We start from the raw sequence: 21,041 nt of genomic DNA, 5'->3' as shown, positions 1-21,041 counted from the left end.
GCTGGTCCTCACAGTTCCTCGGCCAACCGGTGGATGAGGTCGCGTGACTGCTCCGGAGAGAGCGACGCTTCCTTCACCCTAAGGAAGAGCTCCCGGAAGTGCTCCAGTTGGGCTTCGGAGTCGAGGAACACCGTGCCGTGCGGGGCATCGCGTACGACGGTGTCGAGGCGGGGGACCGCGCCGCCCAGGAGCACCATGGCGCTTCCGGCTCGGCGGTGCCGGTTGACTGTGGCCGGTGAGGCCCTTGTGACTCCAGTACGGCGCGGAGGGCGGCCGACCGGGCGGCCTCCCCTTCCCACATCTGGGCAAAAGGGATACGGGGCGAGGTCGTGGGTGCAAGTGGAAGATATGTACCACGCCCAGGCGCTGCGACCTGCGATTTCGTCCTCTGCCCGTGAGACATTTCTGCCAATCACCGGGTGTCTGTGACTGGTGAGGCCAATGCGACGCACGCGGGATGTCGGATGTCGGATTCCCGAGGGCGGAGGGGCGGAGGGCACCGATAGCCGCCAACCCCGCCCGGCGTGCCGCCACAACTCACCTCCACGTGCACCCGCACCGCCCACCCGCCCCAAGCCCCCAAGCCCCCAACCCCACCCGGTGTGCCCCCGCCTGCCCGACGGCCCTCCCCACTCACCCCAAGCCGCTAAGCCGGCCCGGCGTGCCGCCCCCCACCCGGCGCGCACCCTCACATCCCACCCACCGATCGTCGCCAAGCCAACCCGGCGTGCAGGCGAGGCGCGACCGCGCCCCCCAACCCCGCCCCGCTACCCAGCCCACGCAAGGGACGCCCACCCGGGCCCCCGCTTTCCCTGGGCTGCCCGCTCGCTTCTTCCTCGTGGTGGAGCGAGCCGAGTCAAGGGTCGGCCGCAAGGCCGATCGCCGCAGGCGACGCGGAGTGCAGCGCAGCGGAACGCAGCGCCCTTTACTCGGGTCGCGGAGGCACGACAATGCCAAAGAAGCGGGCGGCCCCACGGTCACAACCCAACCGGCGCCCATCGCAACCACCCCTCCAACCCCCTGGTCAGCAGCACCGCCGCCGGGCTAGCGTCCGTTCATGGCAGCTGCTGATGACCTCGCGTTCGACCCCTGGAACCCGGCGTTCGTGGCCGACCCGTACCCGGCCTACGCCGAGCTGCGGGAGAGGGGCCGGGCGATCCACTACGGGCCCACCGACCAGTGGCTGGTTCCGCATCACGCGGACGTGTCGGCGCTGCTGCGGGATCGCCGGCTGGGGCGGACGTATCAGCACCGGTTCACCCACGAGGAGTTCGGCCGCACCGCGCCCCCGCCGGAGCACGAGCCGTTCCACGTCCTGAACGACCACGGCATGCTCGACCTCGAACCGCCGGACCACACCCGGATCCGGCGTCTGGTGTCGAAGGCGTTCACGCCGCGCACGGTGGAGGCGCTGAAGCCGTACGTCCAGAACCTGGCGAACGACCTCGTGGCCGCCCTGGTCGACGCGGGCGGCGGCGATCTGCTGACGGACGTGGCCGAGCCGCTGCCGGTCGCCGTGATCGCCGAGATGCTGGGCATCCCGGAGTCCGACCGGGCCCCCCTGCGGCCCTGGTCGGCGGACATCTGCGGGATGTACGAGCTGAACCCCTCGGAGGACACGGCGGCGAAGGCCGTGCGCGCCTCGGTCGAGTTCTCCGAGTATCTCCGCGAGCTGATCGCCGCCCGTCGCAAGGAGCCGGGTGACGACCTCATCTCCGGTCTGATCGCCGCGCACGACGAGGGTGACCGGCTGACCGAGCAGGAGATGATCTCGACGGCCGTGCTTCTCCTCAACGCGGGTCATGAGGCCACCGTCAACGCCACCGTGAACGGCTGGTGGGCCCTGTTCCGCAACCCTGACCAGCTGGCCGCCCTGCGCGCCGACCACTCCCTGATCCCCTCCGCGATCGAGGAGCTCATGCGCTATGACACCCCGCTCCAGCTCTTCGAACGCTGGGTCCTGGACGAGATCGAGATCGACGGCACGGTGATCCCCAGAGGTTCGGAGATCGCCATGCTCTTCGGGTCCGCCAACCACGACCCGGCCGTCTTCGCCGACCCCGAGCGGCTGGACCTGACCCGGAAGGACAACCCGCACATCTCCTTCAGCGCGGGCATCCATTACTGCATCGGCGCACCCCTCGCCCGTATCGAGCTCGCCGCCTCGATGGCGGCCCTGCTGGAGCAGGCCCCGACCCTGCGGCCAGCCGCCGAGCCGAAGCGGAAGCCGAACTTCGTGATCCGGGGGCTGGAGGGACTGAGCGTGCAGGTGAGGTGACTCAGGGTGCATCATGACGTTGATGAAAGAGCGACCGTCGACAAGCGAGACCGATACCGACACCGACACCGATACCGATACCGACACCGATACCGACACCGATACCGACACCGATACCGATACCGACACCGACACCGATACCGACACCGATACCGACACCGATACCGACACCGACGCCCTAGGCTTCCAGGCGTTGCTGGACGACCTCGATGAGCTGGTCGAGCCCGTCGGCTACAAGGCCGAGATCATCAAGGGGAACATCGTCCTGTCTCCGTGCTCACCAAGCCCTTCGGCGAGAAGCTCCACATCCCCGAGCCCTTCGACTGCCCGCTCGACACCACCGGCTTCCAGGCGCCCGGCTCACGTTGACGGCACCGTAAGCCCCCAAGCCCCCTCCACCACCCGCCAAGTCCGCCTCCGCACCGGCCCCGCCACCCCCGTGTCCGCGCGGTAGCGGAAGTCCGCGCCGGTCACGGTCACCGTGCGGCCGGACGCCAGCAGGGGGGACGCCTCCGCGCCCACCGAGGCCGGACGCACCTCCACGTCGGCCACGCCGGAGGCGCCCGCGGTCACCGACACCGCCTGCACCGGCTGCTCCAGGCCGATGACCGTCTCCCCGTCGACCTCCACCCGCAGCCGGGACGGGCCGGGGCCGGGGACGGTGGTGGTGAGGCGGGTGGGGCGGGCCGCCAGGGTGCGTACGAGGGAGCGGTAGCGGGTGCGCAGCCACGGGCCTCCGGCAGCCGATGCCACCGACGCCGCCGGCCCCACCGTCTCGGCCTCCCGTACGGGGACCGGCGGGATGCGCAGCGCGCCCAGCACCACCCCGTCGCTCTCGTCGACCAGCAGGTCCATGCGCCGCTCCACCCCGTCCAGCACCGTACGGGCCGCCGCCACGGCCCCCGTCGGCACGCCCAGCGTCTCCGCCAGGGCGAGGGAGCCCCCTACGGGCACCATCGACAGCACGCACCCGGCCAGCTCCCGCTGCCGGTGCAGCAGGGTCACCGCCCGGACCAGCGCCCGGTCGTCGCCCACGACCACCGGCCGTCGCGAGCCCCGCCGGGTGAGTGCCCGGGCGAATTCCTCGGGGTCGTCCGGCAGGCACACCTTCGTGGCCGCACCCGCGCTGAGCACGTCTTTCGCGATCCGTACCGCCTCCCCGTCCGCCTGCCGGGCGACGGGATCGATGATCACCAGCAGCTGATCGGACGTCGCGAAAGTCGCCACCTCGGTCCTGCCTCGCTTCCTCGGGTAGCATCTTTGTGCAAGAGCCCCTTGCGCTATTGCGCCAGGGGCTTCGTCTATTCCGGGGCATCCGGTCCGACGGTTGTGCGACCAACGACGGTCGCGGTGGTACGCGGCGGTGAAGCCTACGCGTACGCCCCTGACCTTGGACATGCCCCGCCCGGAAGGGGTGTACGCGCGTGCCCGCACTTGTGCTGCTCGGTGCTCAGTGGGGTGACGAAGGCAAGGGAAAGGCGACCGACCTGCTCGGTGGCTCGGTGGACTATGTAGTGCGCTACCAGGGCGGCAACAACGCCGGCCACACGGTGGTCGTCGGCGACCAGAAGTACGCACTCCACCTTCTCCCTTCCGGAATCCTCTCGCCCGGTTGTACGCCGGTCATCGGTAACGGCGTCGTCGTCGACCCGTCGGTCCTGCTCTCCGAGCTGAGCGGTCTGAACGAGCGAGGCGTCGACACGTCCAAGCTCCTCATCAGCGGTAACGCGCACATCATCACGCCCTACAACGTCACCGTCGACAAGGTGACGGAGCGCTTCCTCGGGAAGAGGAAGATCGGGACCACGGGGCGTGGCATCGGGCCGACGTACGCGGACAAGATCAACCGTGTCGGCATCCGGGTGCAGGACCTGTACGACGAGTCGATCCTGACGCAGAAGGTCGAGGCGGCCCTCGACGTCAAGAACCAGGTCCTGACCAAGCTCTACAACCGGCGCGCGATCGCCGTCGAGCAGGTGGTCGAGGAGCTGCTGGGCTACGCCGACAAGCTCGCGCCGTACGTCTCCGACACGGTGCTGGTCCTGAACCAGGCCCTGGAGGAGAACAAGGTCGTCCTCTTCGAGGGCGGCCAGGGCACGCTGCTGGACATCGACCACGGCACGTACCCGTTCGTCACTTCCAGCAACCCCACCGCCGGCGGCGCCTGCACCGGTGCCGGTGTCGGCCCGACGAAGATCAGCCGGGTGATCGGCATCCTCAAGGCGTACACCACGCGCGTCGGTGCCGGGCCCTTCCCGACCGAGCTGTTCGACGAGGACGGCGAGGCTCTGCGCCGCATCGGCGGTGAGCGGGGCGTGACGACCGGCCGTGACCGGCGTTGCGGCTGGTTCGACGCGGTGATCGCGCGGTACGCGACCCGTGTGAACGGTCTGACCGACTTCTTCCTCACCAAGCTGGACGTGCTGACCGGCTGGGAGCAGATCCCGGTCTGCGTGGCGTACGAGATCGACGGCAAGCGGGTGGAGGAGCTGCCTTACTCGCAGACCGACTTCCACCACGCCAAGCCGGTCTACGAGACCCTGCCGGGCTGGTCCGAGGACATCACCAAGGCGAAGTCCTTCTCCGACCTGCCGAAGAACGCCCAGAACTACGTCAAGGCGCTGGAGGAGATGTCCGGCGCCCCGATCTCCGCGATCGGCGTCGGTCCGGGCCGTGACGAGACGATCGAGATCAACTCGTTCCTGTAGGACGCGGTTCCCTCTTGGGCCGGTCATGGACATGAGCATCCTTGACCGGCCCTTGGGCTGTTCGTGGTTCCGCGCGGAAGTGGCCGAGGCAAGCATCTACGCGGGTAGTTGCCATCCCTCCACCCTCCTCAGCTCCAGGAGCCCCGAATGCCCGTCAGTCCCATGAACCGCCGTGAGTTCGTGCAGAAGTCGGCCGTCACAGGCGCGGCGGTCGCCGTCGCGGGAGCGGTCGGCACCGGCACCGCCGAGGCCGCCGGGCAGAAGTCCGGGCACAGGCCCGAACCCAAGCCCCGCACCTGGACGTTCTCCATCCTGGGCACCACCGACCTGCACAGCCACGTCTTCGACTGGGACTACTACAAGGACGCGGCCTACAGCGACAAGGCCGGCAACTCCGTGGGCGTGGCCCGGGTCGCCACCCTCATCAAGCAGCAGCGGGAGGCGAAGGGCGAGCACCGGGTGCTGCTGGTCGACGCCGGTGACATCATCCAGGGCACCTCCCTCGCCTACTACTTCGCGCGCGTCGATCCGATCACCGGCACCGACGGCAAGCACGGCCCCAAGCACCCGATGGCCGTCGCCATGAACCACATGCGCTACGACGCCGCCGCGCTCGGCAACCACGAGTTCAACTACGGCATCGACGTGCTGCGCAGGTTCGAGAAGCAGTGCCGCTTCCCGCTGCTCGGCGCGAACGCGCTGGACGCGAAGACCCTGCGCCCGGCGTTCGCCCCGTACACCGTGAAGAAGATCCGCGTCCCCGGCGCCCCCGACATCAAGGTCGGCATCCTCGGCCTCACCAACCCCGGCATCGCCATCTGGGACAAGGACAACGTCAGCGGGAAGATGGTGTTCCCCGGGCTGGTGGAGCAGGCGAAGAAGTACGTGCCCCGGCTGCGGGCGCTGGGCTGCGACGTCGTCTTCCTCACCGACCACTCCGGCCTCGACGGCTCCTCCTCGTACGGCGACGAACTGCCGTACGTCGAGAACGCGTCGAACCTGGTCGCCGAGCAGGTCCCCGGCATCGACGCGATCCTCGTCGGCCACACCCACGTCGAGGTCCCGTCCTACACCGTGAAGAACGAGCAGACCGGCGAGGACGTCCTCCTCTCCGAGCCGTACTGCTGGGGCTACCGCCTCAGCGTCTTCGACTTCGAGCTCGAACTGCGCGACGGGCAGTGGAAGGTGACGGGCAAGACCGCCCAGACCCTCAACCCGAACACCGTGGACGAGGACCCGGAGATCAAGAAGCTCCTCGCGGCCGACCACGAGCTGGTCGTGAAGTACGTCAACACGGCGGTGGGCACCTGTACCGAGGACCTCTCGGCGGCGGAGTCCTGCTGGAAGGACGTGCCCATCATGGACTTCATCCACAAGGTGCAGGCGGACACGGTGAAGGCGGGCCTGTCCGCGGCGGACGCGGCCCTCCCGCTGATCTCGGTCGCCGCGCCGTTCAGCCGCACGGCGGACATCCCCGCCGGGAACGTGACCATCAAGGACATCGCCGGGCTCTACATCTACGACAACACCCTGTACGGCAAGAAGCTGACCGGCGCCCAGCTGAAGGACTACCTGGAGTACGCGGCGAAGTACTACCACCAGGTCCCGAGCGGCACGAAGGTCGACACCGCCACCCTCACGGGCGCCAACAGCTTCTGGGACTACATGTACGACACCGCGGCGGGCGTCGACTACGAGATCGACATCGCGCAGGCGGAGGGCTCGCGGATCAGGAACCTGACGTACGGCGGCGCGCCGGTCGCCGACGACCAGGTCTTCGTCGTCGCCGTCAACAACTACCGGGCCAACGGCGGTTCGGGGTACCCGCACATCGCGTCCGCGGAGATCGCCTACAGCTCCACGAACGAGATCCGCCAGCTGATGATCGACTACGTGACGGCGAAGAAGACCCTCGACCCGAAGGACTTCGCGGCCGTCGACTGGAAGCTCACCCAGGACGGTACGCCGGTGTTCTAGACGGCCGGCCGGTGGACGGGGGCGGGCGGCTACTTCAGACCGATGGCGGCGCAGTCCGAGGCGTATTTCGGGGTGCAGAGCTGCTTGACGGTGTAGACGCCGTCCGCGATCACCGTGTCCTTGATGTTCTTCCTGGTGAGGGAGACCACCGGCACCAGGGCGGCGGGGATCTTCTTGGTGGTGGGGCTGTTCACCGTGTCCCGGGTCAGCGCGTCGAACTGGATGTCGTGGCCCTGGACCTTGTACACCGCCATCTCCGCCGCGTTGGTGGCCTCCTCCAGGAACGGCTTGTACACCGTCATGTACTGCTCTCCGGAGATGACCCGCTGCACCGCGTCCAGGTTCGCGTCCTGCCCGGTCACCGGCGGGATCCTGGTGGCGCCCGCCTCCTTCAGCGCCTCGATCGCGGCGCCCGCCATACCGTCGTTGGCCGAGTAGACGGCGGCGATGTCACCGAGGCCGAGGGCCTGGATCGCCTTCCGCATGTTCGCCTTGGCGACGTCCGGCGACCACTTGGCCGTGTCGTACGCCTTGGCGATCCGGACCTTGTCCTTGAGCTCGCTGAGGGCGCCTTCCTTGAACTTCCCGGTGTTCGGGTCCGCGGGGTCGCCGTTCATCATGACGACCTGGCTGGTCGCCGCCTTGCTGCCGAGGGCTTCGAGGATGGCGCGGCCCTGGACCTCGCCGACGAGCTCGTTGTCGTGCGAGACGTACGCGTCGATCGGGCCCTGCGCGAGCCGGTCGTAGGCGATGACGGGGATGCCGGCGGCCTTCGCCTTCCGGATGTCCGGCGCGATGGCCCTGGAGTCCAGCGCGTCCACCACGATGATGTCGACCTTCTTGGACACCATCTCCTGGAACTGCCGGCTCTGTCCGGCCTGGCTCGCCTCGGCGTTGGCGTAGTCGACCGTGCCCTTGCCGTGGGTGAGGGAGGCGACCTCCTTCTTGAAGATGGGGTGGTCGAAGGCCTCGAAACGGGCCGTGTCCTTGTCGGGCAGGAGCAGCCCCACCGTGATGTCGTCGCCCTTCTTGGGCGTCGCGGTGCCGTCGCTCCCGCCGATGCCGTCGACGGCACCGCACGCGGTGAGCGTGAGGGCCGAGGCGGAGGCGGTCAGGGTCATGGCGATACGGCGTACCGGGGGCCTACGGGTGCTGCACACAGCGGTGCCTTCCGTGGGGGGCATCATGCGGGAACCGATGATGTGCAAGGAAGGAAACGCAGAGAAACCAGGTGACGTCAAGACGTAAGGACAACAAGACGAGGGGCTCGTGTCCCGATCGTGACACGAGCCCCTCAACTACCGGGGAGTAGGCGGAGATCGGTTCAGCTGAACACGATCATCGAGCCCTGCGCCAGGCTCCGTGTCGCCGCCGCGTGCAGCCCCAGCCAGACGTGCCGCTCGCGCGCGAACGGGCTGGGGTCGTAGGGGGCGGCGACGGCCGGTTCCTCCAGCTCGGTCGGCGCCCGGGGCGGCTCCGGGGGCGCCGGCGGGTTGGCCGGGTCGATGCCGATCGACGGGGCCACGAACTCCAGCTCCCTGAGCAGGGTCTGCGCGGAGCCCAGCGGTCCGCCGCCGGCCAGCAGCTCGTCGTTGGAGAGCGGGTTCGGGAAGTCCACCGGGACGTAGGCGCCCGCGTGGTCGTAGTGCCAGACCAGGTGGGACTGCTGTGCCGTCGACTCGAACATCTCCAGCAACTGCTCGTAGTCCCCGCCCAGTTCGTCGACCGGGGTCACCGGCAGCCCGCACATCTGGAGCAGGTAGACGCGGCGCAGGAAATGCAGTGCGTCGTAGTCGAAGCCGGCCACCGGGGCGACCTCGCCGGACAGGCCCGGCATGTACTGGTACACGGGCACTGGTGGGAGCCCGGCCTCGGTGAGCACCTTGTTGTATTGCGCGAGTTCCTCGGCGAACGGGTTGTCAGGGGTGTGGCACAACACATCGACGAGCGGGACCAGCCACAGGTCACAAGCCAAAGAGGGCTCCTCGCATCAGCACGCGTACAGCATGGCGGTGTGGACAGGGAAGCCTAGTCGGTGCGGTACCCGGTCGACTCCCCTCGTGCACGTCCCATACCCATGCCCCGGTGCTCATTCGCCGGCCGGCCGCTCGATCGGCCGCTCGACCGGCCGCTCGGTCCGGCGCTCTATCAGGGCCAGGGAGTGCGCGTTGTACGCGGCGACGATCGACCGGGCGGTCGCGGCGTCCCGCTGGGCCAGGGCGTCGACCAGTTCGGTGTGCCGGGACCACAGGTGGCCGCGCAGGTCGGTGAGGCGGCGCAGGTGCTGCACCGTGCACACCCAGGACTGCACGCGCAGCCGGTGCAGGAAGTCCGCCAGGTAGGGGTTGCCGAACATGGCGCTGAGCTCGCGCCAGAAGCGCAGGTCGTAGCCGATCAGCACGGAGAGGTCCCCGGCCGCGGCGGCGCGTCGCGCCTCGTCGCCGCGGCGGCGCACCACGGCGAAGGCGGCCGCCATGCGGGGGTCCTCCGGGTTCCGGAAGCCGTCGTGGCCGTCGGCGAGGGCCTGGAACATGCCGTCGGTGACCAGACTGCGGGCCTCGATCATGTTCCGGTGGTCGGCCGCCGTGTACCGGGGGACCCGGAAGCCGCGGTGCTGGTCGGCCTCCAGGACCCCCTGGGCGGACAGGTCGACCAGCGCCTCGCGGACCGGCGTCGCGGAGACCCCGTACTGCTCCGCTATCTCCTTCACGGTGAACTCCCGCCCCGGCAGCAGCCGCCCGGCCAGCACCTCGTCGCGTAGCGCGTCCGCTATCTGCTGTCGCAGGGTGCTGCGGGTCACGGCGCCGGTGCCGGGCATGGTCGGGGAGCTCTCCTCACGCGTGCGGGTGGTTACTCGTTCAGCTATACGAGCACGCCACCTTACGCGTTCGGAGCATTCACGTACGTAGTTGTGACAACCGCTACTCAGGTCACTCCGTGTACTCGTCCGCCACGCTCAGCGCGGTGTCGAGTGCCGCGAGGCCCTCCTTCAGCTCGGCCTCGCTCGCGTTGCACGGCGGCACCACGTGCGTCCGGTTCATGTTCACGAAGGGCCACAGGCCCTGCTCCTTCGCCGCCGCGGCGAACGCCGCCATGGGCGCGTTGGCCTCCCCGGCCGCGTTGTACGGCACGAGCGGCTCCCGGGTCTCGCGGTTCTTCACCAGTTCGAGCGCCCAGAACATGCCGACGCCCCGCACCTCGCCCACGCTCGGGTGCCGCTCGGCCAGCGCCCGCAGCCCCGGTTCGAGCACCGACGCGCCCTGCGCGGCGGCGTTCGCGACGATGCCCTCCTCCTCCATCACGTTGATGGTGGCGACGGCCGCCGCGCACGCGAGGGGGTGCCCCGAGTAGGTGAGCCCGCCGGGGTAGGGCCGCCTGGCGAAGGTCTCCGCGATCCTCCCGGAGATTGCGACGCCGCCGAGCGGCACGTACCCGGAGTTCACGCCCTTGGCGAAGGTCATCAGGTCGGGCACCACGTCCAGCAGCCCGGCCGCGAACCACTCGCCGGTCCGCCCGAACCCGGCCATGACCTCGTCCAGGACGAACACGATCCCGTACTTGTCGCACAGCTCACGCACCCCGGCGAGATACCCCGGCGGCGGGACCATGATCCCGGCCGTGCCCGGGATCGTCTCCAGGATGATCGCGGCGATCGTCCCCGGCCCCTCGAAGGCGATGGTCGTCTCCAGGTGCTCCAGCGCCCGCGCGCACTCCTGCTCCTCGGTCTCGGCGTAGAACCGGGAGCGGTAGAGGAAGGGCGCCCAGAAGTGCACGACCCCGGCCGCGCCGCCGTCGGAGGCCCAGCGGCGCGGGTCACCGGTGATGTTCACCGCCTGCTGGGTGCCGCCGTGGTACGAGCGGTACGCCGACAGCACCTTCGGGCGGCCCGTGTGCAGCCGGGCCATGCGCACCGCGTGCTCGACGGCGTCGGCGCCGCCGTTGGTGAAGAAGATCCTGTCCAGGTCGCCGGGCGTCCGCTCGGCGATCAGCCGGGCCGCCTCCGAGCGCGCCTCGACGGCGAACGCGGGCGCGAAGGTCGTCATCGTCGCGGCCTGCTCCTGGATGGCGGCGACGACCTTGGGGTGCTGGTAGCCGATGTTGGTGAAGACGAGCCCGCTGCTGAAGTCCAGGTACCGCCTGCCGTCGTAGTCCCAGAAGTACGACCCCTCGGCGCCGGCGACGGCGAGCGGGTCGATGAGCTCCTGCGCGGACCAGGAGTGGAACACGTGCGCACGGTCCGCGGCCTTCACGGCGGCGCCGGCCTGAGGATTGGGCTGAGGGGTCATGGCGGTGAGCGTAGATGTCCGCGATGCGGGACCGGTATCGGCGTCCTGTTCCCTCGGCGGGGGCTAACCGCGACAGGGTGTCGAGAGCTGTTACGGAACCGTAGACCCTGCTCGCTGCGAAGGGGATCAGTGCCGCACTATTCTCGGTTTGTTGCACACGCGCAGATTTCGGGCCTATCGGGGGAGGCGGCGCGGCGATGGAGAAGCTGGTGCCGGGGGATCCGCAACGTATCGGGGCGTATCGGCTGCTGGCGCGGCTGGGCGCGGGCGGCATGGGGCAGGTGTATCTCGCCCGGTCGGACCGGGGCCGTACCGTCGCCGTGAAGCTGGTGCGCGAGGAGCTCGCCGCGCAGGAGGAGTTCCGGGCGCGGTTCCGGCAGGAGGTGCAGGCCGCGCGCCGGGTCGGCGGCCACTGGACGGCGCCCGTGCTGGACGCGGACACCGAGGCAGCCGTGCCCTGGGTGGCCACCGGGTACGTCGCCGGGCCCAGCCTCCAGCAGGTCGTCGGGCACGATCACGGGGCGCTGCCCGAGCGGTCGGTGCGGATCCTCGCGGCGGGGCTCGCACACGCGCTCCAGGACATCCACGCCGCCGGGATCGTCCACCGCGACCTCAAGCCGTCCAACGTGCTGGTCACCATCGACGGGCCGCGGGTCATCGACTTCGGTATCGCGCGGGCGCTGGAGACCCTGGCCGGGGACGGGCTCACCCGCACCGGCGCGCTGGTCGGCTCGCCCGGGTTCATGGCGCCCGAGCAGGTGCGCGGCGACCGGATCACGCCCGCCTGCGACGTCTTCTGCCTCGGCTCGGTCCTCGCCTACGCGGCGACCGGCGCGCTGCCCTTCGGGACCTCCAACAGCGGTGTGCACGCGATGATGTTCCGCATCGCCCAGGAGGAGCCCGACCTCGACGGCGTGCCCGAGGGCATCGCCGACCTCGTCCGCGACTGCCTGAAGAAGGACCCCGCCGCACGTCCGACGCTGGACACGATCCTGGCGCGTACGGGCGCGGAGGACACCGTCGCCGACGGCCGCTCCCGGGACCCCTGGCTGCCGGGGGCGCTCGTCGCCCAGCTGGGGCGGCACGCGGTGCGGTTGCTGGACACGGAGGATCCGGAGGGGGCCTCGGGGGCTGGAGGAGCCGGAGGGGTCAACGGGACCGGGGGATCCGGCGGGGCCGGTGAGGTGGCGGCGGCGTCCGCTCCCGCACCCGGTCCGGCGGCCGCCCCCGGGGGAGACCGGATGCCCGACCCCGTTCCCGACCGCATGCCCGACCGCGCGCCCGGTCAGGACCGTATGCCGGACCGCCCGCAGGCCCCCGCCGCCGCACCCGCGGCCTCCCCCGAGCACGCCCCCGCCTCCGACGACGCCTCCGCGCCGCCCCCGCCCGGGGATCCGCGCCCGCAGGGTCAGCAGGGCGGCGGCACGCCCCTGAACCACCTCCCCACGATGGTCGCCGGTCAGGGGCAGACGCCCCCGCCCGGCATGCCCCCGGCGCACCCGGCGTACGGCTATCCCCAGCAGCACCCGCAGCCCGCCGCCTACGCCTACCCGCAGCAGCCCGGCCCCCAGGCGCCGTACAACCCGTACGCGGGCGGCTACGGCTCGACCCCGCCGTACGGCCCGCCGCCCATCGGCCTCGGGCCCCAGCAGCCCGCGCGGGGAAACCGGCGGTCCAGCGCGCTGCTCGTCGTGGTCGCGCTGGTCGTCGCGCTCGCCGCGGGCGGCTCGGTGTACGCGCTGATGCGGGACGGCGGCGACGACACCGGCGGGGGCACGGTCAGCCCGTCCCCGACCGCCACCGGCGCACCCACCACGCCGGGGCCCACCCCGGCCACCACGGAGCCGGAGTCCCCGACCCCGTCGCCGTCGGACGGCGCGATCCCGGCCGCCTACCTGGGCACGTGGTCGGGGACGATCGACAACTCCCTCGGCCACCACACCCGCGAACTGACCCTCCAGCAGGGCGAGGTGGGGGACACGGTCCTCAGGGTGGTCGCCGACGGGCCCACCAAGGAGGGCGGGACGTACCACTGCGTCTTCGAGGCCAAGCTCGCCCAGCAGCCGGGCGCCGACGGCCCGTTGGAGATCGAGCCGTCCACCGTCACCGAGGGCCCGGGTTCGGAGTGCAAGCCGGGCGTCGCCAGCGAGGTCACCCTGCTCTCGGACGGCCGGCTGCGGCGCGACATGCAGGGCAGCGTGGAGAGCCTGACGTACACCAAGGAATGAGGTCGTCGAACGCCCGGCAGCGCCGAGTCGCGCACCCCCACCCCCGGCCGTCGCCCCGCGCAGCGCTCCGGCAGGGATCAGCGCGGCTCCGGCGGCCGTTGCCGGGGCATGTTCGGGCGGGCCGGCCCCGGCGGGAGGGGGAACCGGCCGGCGGGCGAGGCCGTCTCCGGTCGCGCCCCGGAAGCCACCGCCGTCTGGATCCCCAGCGGTGCCGCCCCGGTGCGGAACTCCACCATCCAGTCCGCCGTCTCCACCCGCACCAGCTCCGTCACGTCCTCGGAGAACCTCCGCAGCACCCCGAGGCACCGCTCCGCGGCCTCCCCGGCCGTCCCCTCCGTCGGACCGAGCACCTCCCGCACGCTCTCCGACGCCCAGTCGAACTGGAGCACCTGTAGCCGCCGCTGCACGGCCTGCGCGGTGGCCACGTCCCTCATCCACCCGGACGTGACCCCGAAGAACCGGTCCACGGCCACGCACGCCACCGCCAGCACGAACGCCAGGTACCCCCACGCGGCGGCCCCGCCGGCCACTCCGGTGAGGTCCAGCAGCGGCAGCGCGGCCCCGCACACCGCCCCGGCCGCCGCTCCGCCCCGCAGTGCCCGCGCACCGCGACGTTTCCACACCCGGTCCGCGAGGTACCAGGCCGCGGTGTCCAGTGCTCCCCGTTCCACCCACCGGTACAGCTCGTCGAGCCGCTCCGCCGGCTCGCCCCAGTCCCCGAGCGGAAACGGCCGCCCGGTCAGATCGCCCGGCCGCAGCCCGGCCGCCCCCTCGCCCCGCCCGTCCTGAGGCGGACCCTCGGGCCGCATCTCCGGCTGACCCACCCGGCACTCCCTACTGATTCCGACCCTACCGATTCCGACCCGTCACTCCGTGTGATAGCGCATGTCGATGTGCGGACCCTTCCTACCGCCCAACGGGTGGCGAGGGTGTCGCTTCGGTCGGTTTTCCGCCCGTAAGAGGGCCTTGGTCAGGTATGGCGCTGCCGCATATGTCACTCGAAAGAGTGCTGGGGCGACGGCCGAGTGGACCACGTAGGCTCGTGCACAACGGAGGAAACGACGAGACCAGGAGCTGATCGTGATTCCCGGTGGTGGCCAGCCCAACATGCAGCAGTTGCTCCAGCAGGCCCAGAAGATGCAGCAGGATCTGGCGCGGGCGCAGGAGGAACTCGCGGCCACGGAGGTCGACGGGCAGGCGGGCGGCGGCCTGGTGAAGGCCACGGTGACCGGCGCCGGCGAGCTGCGCGCGCTGCGGATCGATCCCAAGGCGGTGGACCCGGAGGACACCGACACCCTCGCCGATCTGATCGTCGCGGCCGTCCAGGCGGCCAACGAGAACGCGCAGGCGTTGCAGCAGCAGAAGTTGGGCCCGCTGGCCCAGGGGCTGGGCGGCGGCACCGGCATTCCGGGCCTGCCTTTCTAAGACCGGCCACCGCCAACTACGGTACGTACCGTAAGACTCCAGGAAGGGCAGTCCGTTGTACGAAGGCGTGGTCCAGGACCTCATCGACGAGCTGGGTCGCCTGCCCGGCGTCGGTCCCAAGAGCGCGCAGCGGATCGCCTTCCACATCCTCCAGGCGGAGCCGACGGACGTACGGCGGCTCGCACAGGCCCTCCTCGAGGTGAAGGCGAAGGTCCGCTTCTGCGCGACCTGCGGCAATGTCGCGCAGGAGGAGCTGTGCGGCATCTGCCGTGACGCGCGCCGCGACCCGGCCGTCATCTGTGTGGTGGAGGAGCCGAAGGACGTCGTGGCGATCGAGCGCACCCGCGAGTTCCGCGGCCGCTACCACGTGCTCGGCGGCGCGATCAGCCCGATCGAGGGCGTCGGCCCCGACGACCTGCGTATCCGGGAACTTCTCGCGCGGTTGGCCGACGGGACGGTCACGGAGCTGATCCTCGCCACGGATCCGAACCTGGAGGGCGAGGCCACGGCCACGTACCTCGCCCGAATGATCAAACCCATGGGCCTGAAGGTCACCCGCCTGGCCAGCGGCCTCCCGGTGGGTGGCGACCTGGAATACGCGGACGAGGTCACACTCGGCCGCGCCTTCGAGGGGAGACGACTCCTAGATGTCTGACGCCACGCTGCACGACTCGACGCGGAACCCGGACGACTTCGCGGTCCAGATCGCGGACCAGGTGGAGAGTTTCCTGGTGGCAGTCACGGAGGTGGCGAAGGGCGACGAACCGGACTCGGCGGTGCCCTTCCTCCTCCTGGAGGTCTCCCAGCTCCTGCTGGCCGGCGGCCGGCTGGGCGCCCACGAGGACATCGTCCCCGACGAGCGCTACGAGCCGGACCCGGGCCCGGAACCCGATGTCGACGGACTCCGCGAGAACCTGGCGCGTCTCCTGGACCCCATCGACGTCTACTCGGAGGTCTTCGACCCCTACGAGCCCCGCAAGGCGCCGGTTCCGGCCCGGATCTCCGACGACCTGGCCGACGTCATCACCGACCTGCGCCACGGCATGGTCCACTACCGGGCCGGCCGCACCACGGAGGCCCTGTGGTGGTGGCAGTTCTCCTACTTCTCCAACTGGGGCCCCACGGCCTCCGCCATGCTGCGCGCCCTCCAGTCGGTGCTCATCCACGTCCGGCTGAACCAGCCCCTGGAAGAACTCGACGGCCTCGACACCGACCAGCCCGCCATGGGCGACGAGACCCTGGAGTTCGAGGCGGGCCGCGTCATGGCCCAGGAGATCGGGGACCCGCTGGGGATGCGCGACGCCAGGTCGTAGTCGCCGGTTTCAAGGGGCCCGGTGGTCGCTGTGACCCCGGGCACTTTCCGAGTGGGCTCCCGTGAGCTGGGCATGTGCTGTTCCGGACGGGCGGCCGGGATCTCACGATGCGATATCGCGGAGGGGAAATCCGGGCGCTCGATAGACTGAGCCGACCGATACACACCGGAGCGAGGAGCGCACGTGGGCCTTGTCGTGCAGAAGTACGGAGGCTCCTCCGTAGCCGATGCCGAGGGCATCAAGCGCGTCGCCAAGCGGATCGTGGAAGCCAAGAAGAACGGCAACCAGGTGGTTGTCGTGGTTTCCGCGATGGGCGACACGACGGACGAGCTGATCGATCTCGCCGAGCAGGTGTCCCCGATGCCTGCCGGGCGCGAGTTCGACATGCTGCTGACCGCCGGAGAGCGGATCTCCATGGCACTGCTGGCCATGGCGATCAAAAACCTGGGTCACGAGGCCCAGTCGTTCACCGGCAGCCAGGCAGGTGTCATCACCGACTCGGTCCACAACAAAGCCCGGATCATCGACGTCACGCCGGGCCGCATCCGCACCGCGCTGGACGAGGGCAACATCGCCATCGTCGCCGGGTTCCAGGGTGTCAGCCAGGACAAGAAGGACATCACGACCCTGGGCCGGGGTGGCTCCGACACCACGGCCGTGGCCCTCGCGGCGGCGCTCGACGCCGAGGTCTGCGAGATCTACACCGACGTCGACGGCGTGTTCACCGCCGACCCGCGTGTGGTGAAGAAGGCGAAGAAGATCGACTGGATCTCCTTCGAGGACATGCTGGAGCTCGCGGCCTCCGGTTCCAAGGTGCTCCTCCACCGCTGTGTGGAGTACGCCCGCCGTTACAACATCCCGATCCACGTCCGGTCCAGCTTCAGCGGGCTCCAGGGCACGTGGGTCAGCAGCGAGCCGATCGAGCAAGGGGACAAGAAGGTGGAGCAGGCCATCATCTCCGGTGTCGCGCACGACACCTCCGAGGCCAAGATCACGGTCGTCGGCGTGCCGGACAAGCCGGGCGAGGCCGCCTCGATCTTCCGTGCCATCGCGGACGCCGCGGTCAACATCGACATGGTCGTGCAGAACGTGTCCGCCGCGTCCACCGGCCTGACCGACATCTCCTTCACGCTGCCCAAGACCGAGGGCCGCAAGGCCATCGACGCGCTGGAGAAGAACAAGTCCGGCATCGGCTTCGACTCGCTGCGCTACGACGACCAGATCGGCAAGATCTCCCTGGTCGGCGCGGGCATGAAGACCAACCCGGGCGTCACCGCCGCCTTCTTCGAGGCGCTGTCCGACGCGGGCGTGAACATCGAGCTGATCTCGACCTCCGAGATCCGCATCTCGGTCGTCACCCGCGCCGACGAAGTGCCGGAGGCCGTGCGGGCCGTGCACTCCGCCTTCGGACTCGACTCCGACACCGACGAGGCCGTCGTCTACGGAGGCACCGGGCGATGACCCGCAGACCGACGCTCGCGGTCGTGGGAGCGACCGGAGCCGTCGGCACGGTCATGCTCCGGATCCTGTCCGAGCGCGCCGACGTCTGGGGCGAGATCCGCCTGATCGCCTCCCCGCGCTCGGCCGGCCGCAAGCTGGCCGTGCGCGGCGAGGAGGTCGAGGTGGTCGCCCTCACCGAGGAGGCCTTCGACGGGGTCGACGTCGCCATGTTCGACGTCCCCGACGAGGTCTCCGCGCAGTGGGCGCCGATCGCCGCCGCGCGCGGTGTCGTCGTCGTGGACAACTCCGGCGCCTTCCGGATGGACCCGGACGTGCCCCTGGTCGTCCCCGAGGTCAATCCGCACACCACCCGGGTCCGCCCGCGCGGCATCATCGCCAACCCCAACTGCACGACCCTGTCGATGATCGTCGCCCTGGGCGCGCTGCACGCCGAGTTCGGGCTGCGCGAGCTGGTGGTGTCCTCGTACCAGGCGGTGAGCGGGGCCGGGCGGGCCGGCGTGGACACGCTGCGAGCCCAGCTGTCCCTGGTCGCCGGCACGGAGCTCGGGACCAGCCCCGGTGACGTGCGGCGGGCCGTGGGGGACGACACGGGGCCGTTCCCGGAGCCGGTCGCGCTCAACGTCGTGCCGTGGGCCGGATCGCTGCGGGAGGACGGCTGGTCCTCGGAGGAGATGAAGGTGCGGGACGAGTCCCGCAAGATCCTCGGACTGCCGAAGCTGCCCGTCGCCGTGACCTGTGTGCGCGTGCCGGTCGTCACCACGCACTCCCTCACCGTCCACGCCCGCTTCCAGGGCGAGGTCAGCGTCGACGGCGCCCGGGAGATCCTCGCCACGGCGCCCGGTGTCGTGCTGTGTGACAACCCCGCCGCCGGGGAGTTCCCCACACCCGCCGACGTGGTGGGCACCGATCCGACCTGGGTCGGACGGGTGCGGCGGGCGCTCGACGATCCCACCGCGCTCGAACTCTTCGTATGCGGGGACAATCTGCGCAAAGGTGCCGCGCTGAACACCGCGCAGATCGCCGAACTGGTGGCGGCGGAGTTCTCGTGAGCCCCCCGGGGCCGCCGGAAGACCGGCGGTGGGAGCGCGCCCATTCGTAGGTTCTGCGCAAAAAAGTGTGGTCAGAGGCATGGTCCGGACCACTTGAACCGACCCCCTTCGGTGTCCGAAGATTTTCCTCCCCGCCCTCCGCAACCGCGCGGAGGGCGGGGAGCGTCTTTGCGGTCGCCCTTACGGGGCGTGGGGACGCATGATCCTGGCGTGGGGACGCCGTGATCGGGGCGTGGGGACGCCCGTTCATATGGGACATAAGGGAAGAGCGGGACGGATGACGGCATTTGAGGCCTCGCCGGGTGTGCTGTCGGGGAAAGTGATGCCCGGCACGTACAACCCCGACGGGGGGAAGCGTGTCCAACAGGCGTGGCAGAGGTACTCGACTTCACTGTGGCGCCCCACGGCACGCCTTTCCGGCCCCGTGCGACGCTCCGACCCCGCATGCCCGGCACGCCCGGCGGCATGCCGGTGATCGCGCCCATGCCCGCAGCGCGGCCCACCCGCATCCCGAACCAGCGCGACGGCGTACCGGCTCCGCGTGAGAGCGCCGAGAGTGCCGGGACCACCGAGGACACCGTCGCGGCCGGCACCACGGTCGACCACCTCACCGAGACCTACCGGGCCCACTACCGCTCGCTGCTCGGCCTGGCCGCGCTCCTCCTCGACGACACCGCCTCCTGCGAGGACGTCGTCCAGGAGGCCTTCATACGCGTCCACTCGGCCCGCAAGCGCGTCCGGGACCCGGAGAAGACGCTCGCCTACCTCCGCCAGACCGTCGTCAACCTCTCCCGCTCCGCACTGCGCCGCCGCATACTCGGCCTGAAGCTGCTGTCGAAGCCGATGCCGGACATGGCGAGCGCGGAGGAGGGCGCGTACGACTCCCTGGAGCGCCGGGACCTCATCAAGGCGATGAAGGGCCTCCAGCGCCGCCAGCGCGAGGTCCTCGTCCTGCGCTACTTCGCCGACATGACCGAGGCCCAGGTCGCCGAGACGCTCGGGATATCGCTGGGCTCCGTGAAGGCGTACGGCTCGCGCGGCATCGCGGCCCTCCGGGTCTCCATGGAGGCGGCGACGTCATGAGCGACCGCGTGGAAGAGGGCGGCTCCCACGACCGCCACGAACCCTATGCCTGGCACGAGCCGACGAAGCAGGACGAGCAAGAGCACACGCCAACGCACGCTGGGAACGGAACTGTGAACCACGGCCCAACCGACCAGAGCCCTGACAGGCTCGACTCGGACGAGCTGGACCTGCGCCGGCTGCTGCACTCGGCCGTCGACGGCATCGAGCCGCGCGACGGCACACTCGACCACCTGCGGCGCGCGGTGCCCGCCCGGCGGGCGCGCAAGCGGCAGGCCGTCGTCGGCATGGCCGCCGCGGCGCTCTTCATCGGCACCGCCATCCCGGCCCTGGTGCACGTCTCCAACTCCCCGGGCTCCGACCCCAACACCTCCATGGCCGGCCAGGCCTCCCAGGCCCAGAGCGGCGGCTCGGGCAAGAACCCCGACGGCGGGGCCAGCACCGCGGGCGGCTCCAGCGGCAAGCCGGACAGCAAGGACAAGGGCGGCACGAAGCCCTCCGGCAAGGACAAGGGCACGAGCACCGGCCCCGGCTCCACCGGCGGCGCGAACCCCTCCGCCACCGCGGGCACCGCCACCTCGGTGTGCACGGCGGCCCAGCTGGGTTCGGCCACGGGGACCGTCAACGCGCCCGACTCGACCGGTGCGGTCTACGGCACCTTCCGCGTCGTCAACGTCTCCTCCACCAGCTGCACCGTCGGCGGCCCGGGCAGCGTGGGCGCCGCCGCGCAGGGCGCCGCGGACCCCACCAAGATCCTCACGGCCCGGCACGTGTCCGGCGACGCGGCGGCGGGCCTGCCCGACCCGTCGCTGGAGGCCTCCGGCCTGGTGCTGCTGCCCGGCGCCGCGTACGAGGAGAAGTTCGCCTTCGTCCCGTCCGAGACCTGCCCCACGACCGGCGGCGGCACGGACACCGGCGGCGGCTCGGAGACAGGCGGCCCCACGCCCGACCCGACGCCCACGCAGGACACCGGTGCGACCGGCAGCACGGACACCTCCGGTACGACCTCCTCCGGGACCACCACCCAGCTCTTCGCGGCGGACGGCACGGCGGACGGCAGCGTGGTGGTGTCCCACACCGCGGAGGGCGGCTCCCCTACGGCGGCCGTGACGGTACCCAACGCCTGCGCCGGCACCGTGTACTGGACCGGGGTGCTCTCGGGGGCCTGATCCGGGCCCGCCAGGGGGCTCCGCCCCCTGGGTCCCCGATCGGCCTGAACGGCCTCGTCCTCAA

Annotated in this window: 17 protein-coding genes and 1 pseudogene; 11 read left to right on the top strand and 7 right to left on the bottom strand. The window is 70.7% G+C overall.

What is annotated here, in order from left to right:
• Positions 1–8: 8 nt before the first annotated feature.
• Positions 9–245 (bottom strand): annotated as a pseudogene (locus ACFY01_RS21310) (Scr1 family TA system antitoxin-like transcriptional regulator); the annotation flags it as partial.
• 812 nt (positions 246–1,057) lie between these two features.
• On the opposite strand from ACFY01_RS21310, the gene ACFY01_RS21305 reads away from it, so the two are divergent.
• Positions 1,058–2,278 (top strand): cytochrome P450, encoded by a 1,221-nt coding sequence (locus ACFY01_RS21305; RefSeq protein WP_390737273.1) that lies wholly within the window; start codon positions 1,058–1,060, stop codon positions 2,276–2,278.
• Positions 2,279–2,638: 360 nt separating this feature from the next.
• Here ACFY01_RS21305 and ACFY01_RS21300 read toward each other — a convergent pair whose 3' ends face one another.
• Positions 2,639–3,505 carry a diacylglycerol kinase gene (locus tag ACFY01_RS21300; protein WP_390737272.1) on the bottom strand — a complete coding sequence of 289 codons (867 nt, stop codon included), beginning with the start codon at positions 3,503–3,505 and terminating at the stop codon, positions 2,639–2,641.
• Between the two features lie 197 nt (positions 3,506–3,702).
• Here ACFY01_RS21300 and ACFY01_RS21295 point away from each other — a divergent pair, with 197 nt between their 5' ends.
• Positions 3,703–4,986: an adenylosuccinate synthase gene (locus tag ACFY01_RS21295; RefSeq protein ID WP_390737271.1), complete on the top strand. Its 1,284-nt coding sequence runs from the start codon at positions 3,703–3,705 to the stop codon at positions 4,984–4,986.
• A gap of 147 nt (positions 4,987–5,133) precedes the next feature.
• Positions 5,134–6,963 carry a bifunctional metallophosphatase/5'-nucleotidase gene (locus ACFY01_RS21290; RefSeq protein ID WP_390737270.1) on the top strand — a complete coding sequence of 610 codons (1,830 nt, stop codon included), beginning with the start codon at positions 5,134–5,136 and terminating at the stop codon, positions 6,961–6,963.
• Positions 6,964–6,992: 29 nt separating this feature from the next.
• On the opposite strand, the gene ACFY01_RS21285 is transcribed toward ACFY01_RS21290, so the two are convergent.
• The 4 genes from ACFY01_RS21285 to ACFY01_RS21270 all read right to left on the bottom strand — a co-directional run bounded on the left by ACFY01_RS21285 (position 6,993) and on the right by ACFY01_RS21270 (position 11,249).
• Positions 6,993–8,084 (bottom strand): sugar ABC transporter substrate-binding protein, encoded by a 1,092-nt coding sequence (locus tag ACFY01_RS21285; protein WP_390737269.1) that lies wholly within the window; start codon positions 8,082–8,084, stop codon positions 6,993–6,995.
• Between the two features lie 203 nt (positions 8,085–8,287).
• Positions 8,288–8,938: a hypothetical protein gene (locus ACFY01_RS21280; RefSeq protein ID WP_390737268.1), complete on the bottom strand. Its 651-nt coding sequence runs from the start codon at positions 8,936–8,938 to the stop codon at positions 8,288–8,290.
• 114 nt (positions 8,939–9,052) lie between these two features.
• Positions 9,053–9,781, bottom strand: a complete 729-nt coding sequence (locus tag ACFY01_RS21275; RefSeq protein WP_390737267.1) for a GntR family transcriptional regulator — start codon at positions 9,779–9,781, stop codon at positions 9,053–9,055.
• A gap of 112 nt (positions 9,782–9,893) precedes the next feature.
• Positions 9,894–11,249, bottom strand: a complete 1,356-nt coding sequence (locus ACFY01_RS21270; protein ID WP_390737266.1) for an aspartate aminotransferase family protein — start codon at positions 11,247–11,249, stop codon at positions 9,894–9,896.
• Positions 11,250–11,446: 197 nt separating this feature from the next.
• On the opposite strand from ACFY01_RS21270, the gene ACFY01_RS21265 reads away from it, so the two are divergent.
• Positions 11,447–13,477 (top strand): protein kinase, encoded by a 2,031-nt coding sequence (locus ACFY01_RS21265; RefSeq protein WP_390737265.1) that lies wholly within the window; start codon positions 11,447–11,449, stop codon positions 13,475–13,477.
• Between the two features lie 77 nt (positions 13,478–13,554).
• On the opposite strand, the gene ACFY01_RS21260 is transcribed toward ACFY01_RS21265, so the two are convergent.
• A complete protein-coding gene (locus ACFY01_RS21260; RefSeq protein WP_390737264.1) occupies positions 13,555–14,301 on the bottom strand; it encodes an SLATT domain-containing protein in 747 nt (248 codons plus the stop codon).
• A 256-nt stretch (positions 14,302–14,557) separates the two neighbouring features.
• Between ACFY01_RS21260 and ACFY01_RS21255 the strand changes: the two genes are divergently transcribed.
• The 7 genes from ACFY01_RS21255 (at position 14,558) to ACFY01_RS21225 (ending at position 20,977) form a co-directional block, all read left to right on the top strand.
• Positions 14,558–14,902 (top strand): YbaB/EbfC family nucleoid-associated protein, encoded by a 345-nt coding sequence (locus ACFY01_RS21255; protein WP_390737263.1) that lies wholly within the window; start codon positions 14,558–14,560, stop codon positions 14,900–14,902.
• 55 nt (positions 14,903–14,957) lie between these two features.
• Positions 14,958–15,557 (top strand): recombination mediator RecR, encoded by a 600-nt coding sequence (gene recR, locus ACFY01_RS21250; RefSeq protein ID WP_132856910.1) that lies wholly within the window; start codon positions 14,958–14,960, stop codon positions 15,555–15,557.
• A complete protein-coding gene (locus ACFY01_RS21245) occupies positions 15,550–16,215 on the top strand; it encodes a DUF5063 domain-containing protein (RefSeq protein ID WP_390737262.1) in 666 nt (221 codons plus the stop codon). The genes recR and ACFY01_RS21245 overlap by 8 nt, the downstream gene beginning before the upstream one ends.
• Before the next feature lie 183 nt (positions 16,216–16,398).
• A complete protein-coding gene (locus ACFY01_RS21240; protein ID WP_390737261.1) occupies positions 16,399–17,676 on the top strand; it encodes an aspartate kinase in 1,278 nt (425 codons plus the stop codon).
• A complete protein-coding gene (locus ACFY01_RS21235) occupies positions 17,673–18,725 on the top strand; it encodes an aspartate-semialdehyde dehydrogenase (protein WP_390737260.1) in 1,053 nt (350 codons plus the stop codon). Before ACFY01_RS21240 ends, ACFY01_RS21235 begins: the two co-directional genes overlap by 4 nt.
• Before the next feature lie 444 nt (positions 18,726–19,169).
• Positions 19,170–19,808 carry a SigE family RNA polymerase sigma factor gene (locus tag ACFY01_RS21230; protein ID WP_390737259.1) on the top strand — a complete coding sequence of 213 codons (639 nt, stop codon included), beginning with the start codon at positions 19,170–19,172 and terminating at the stop codon, positions 19,806–19,808.
• 113 nt (positions 19,809–19,921) lie between these two features.
• Entirely contained in the window at positions 19,922–20,977 is a 1,056-nt protein-coding gene (locus ACFY01_RS21225) for a hypothetical protein (protein ID WP_390737258.1), read from the top strand.
• The last annotated feature ends 64 nt before the right edge of the window (positions 20,978–21,041 follow it).

It is taken from the genome of Streptomyces sp. NPDC001480, from assembly GCF_042894725.1.
Lineage (GTDB): Bacteria > Actinomycetota > Actinomycetes > Streptomycetales > Streptomycetaceae > Streptomyces.
The sequence above is the reverse complement of the archived record's forward strand: the minus strand, read 5'-3'. Positions and strand labels throughout refer to the sequence as shown.

Coding starts and splice junctions, on each gene's coding strand:
- ACFY01_RS21305 (WP_390737273.1), top strand. CDS start 1,058: ATGGCAGCTGCTGATGACCTCGCGTTCGACCCCTGGAACCCGGCGTTC.
- ACFY01_RS21290 (WP_390737270.1), top strand. CDS start 5,134: ATGCCCGTCAGTCCCATGAACCGCCGTGAGTTCGTGCAGAAGTCGGCC.
- ACFY01_RS21285 (WP_390737269.1), bottom strand. CDS start 8,084: ATGACCCTGACCGCCTCCGCCTCGGCCCTCACGCTCACCGCGTGCGGT.
- ACFY01_RS21275 (WP_390737267.1), bottom strand. CDS start 9,781: ATGCCCGGCACCGGCGCCGTGACCCGCAGCACCCTGCGACAGCAGATA.
- ACFY01_RS21270 (WP_390737266.1), bottom strand. CDS start 11,249: ATGACCCCTCAGCCCAATCCTCAGGCCGGCGCCGCCGTGAAGGCCGCG.
- ACFY01_RS21265 (WP_390737265.1), top strand. CDS start 11,447: ATGGAGAAGCTGGTGCCGGGGGATCCGCAACGTATCGGGGCGTATCGG.
- ACFY01_RS21245 (WP_390737262.1), top strand. CDS start 15,550: ATGTCTGACGCCACGCTGCACGACTCGACGCGGAACCCGGACGACTTC.
- ACFY01_RS21235 (WP_390737260.1), top strand. CDS start 17,673: ATGACCCGCAGACCGACGCTCGCGGTCGTGGGAGCGACCGGAGCCGTC.
- ACFY01_RS21230 (WP_390737259.1), top strand. CDS start 19,170: ATGCCCGGCACGCCCGGCGGCATGCCGGTGATCGCGCCCATGCCCGCA.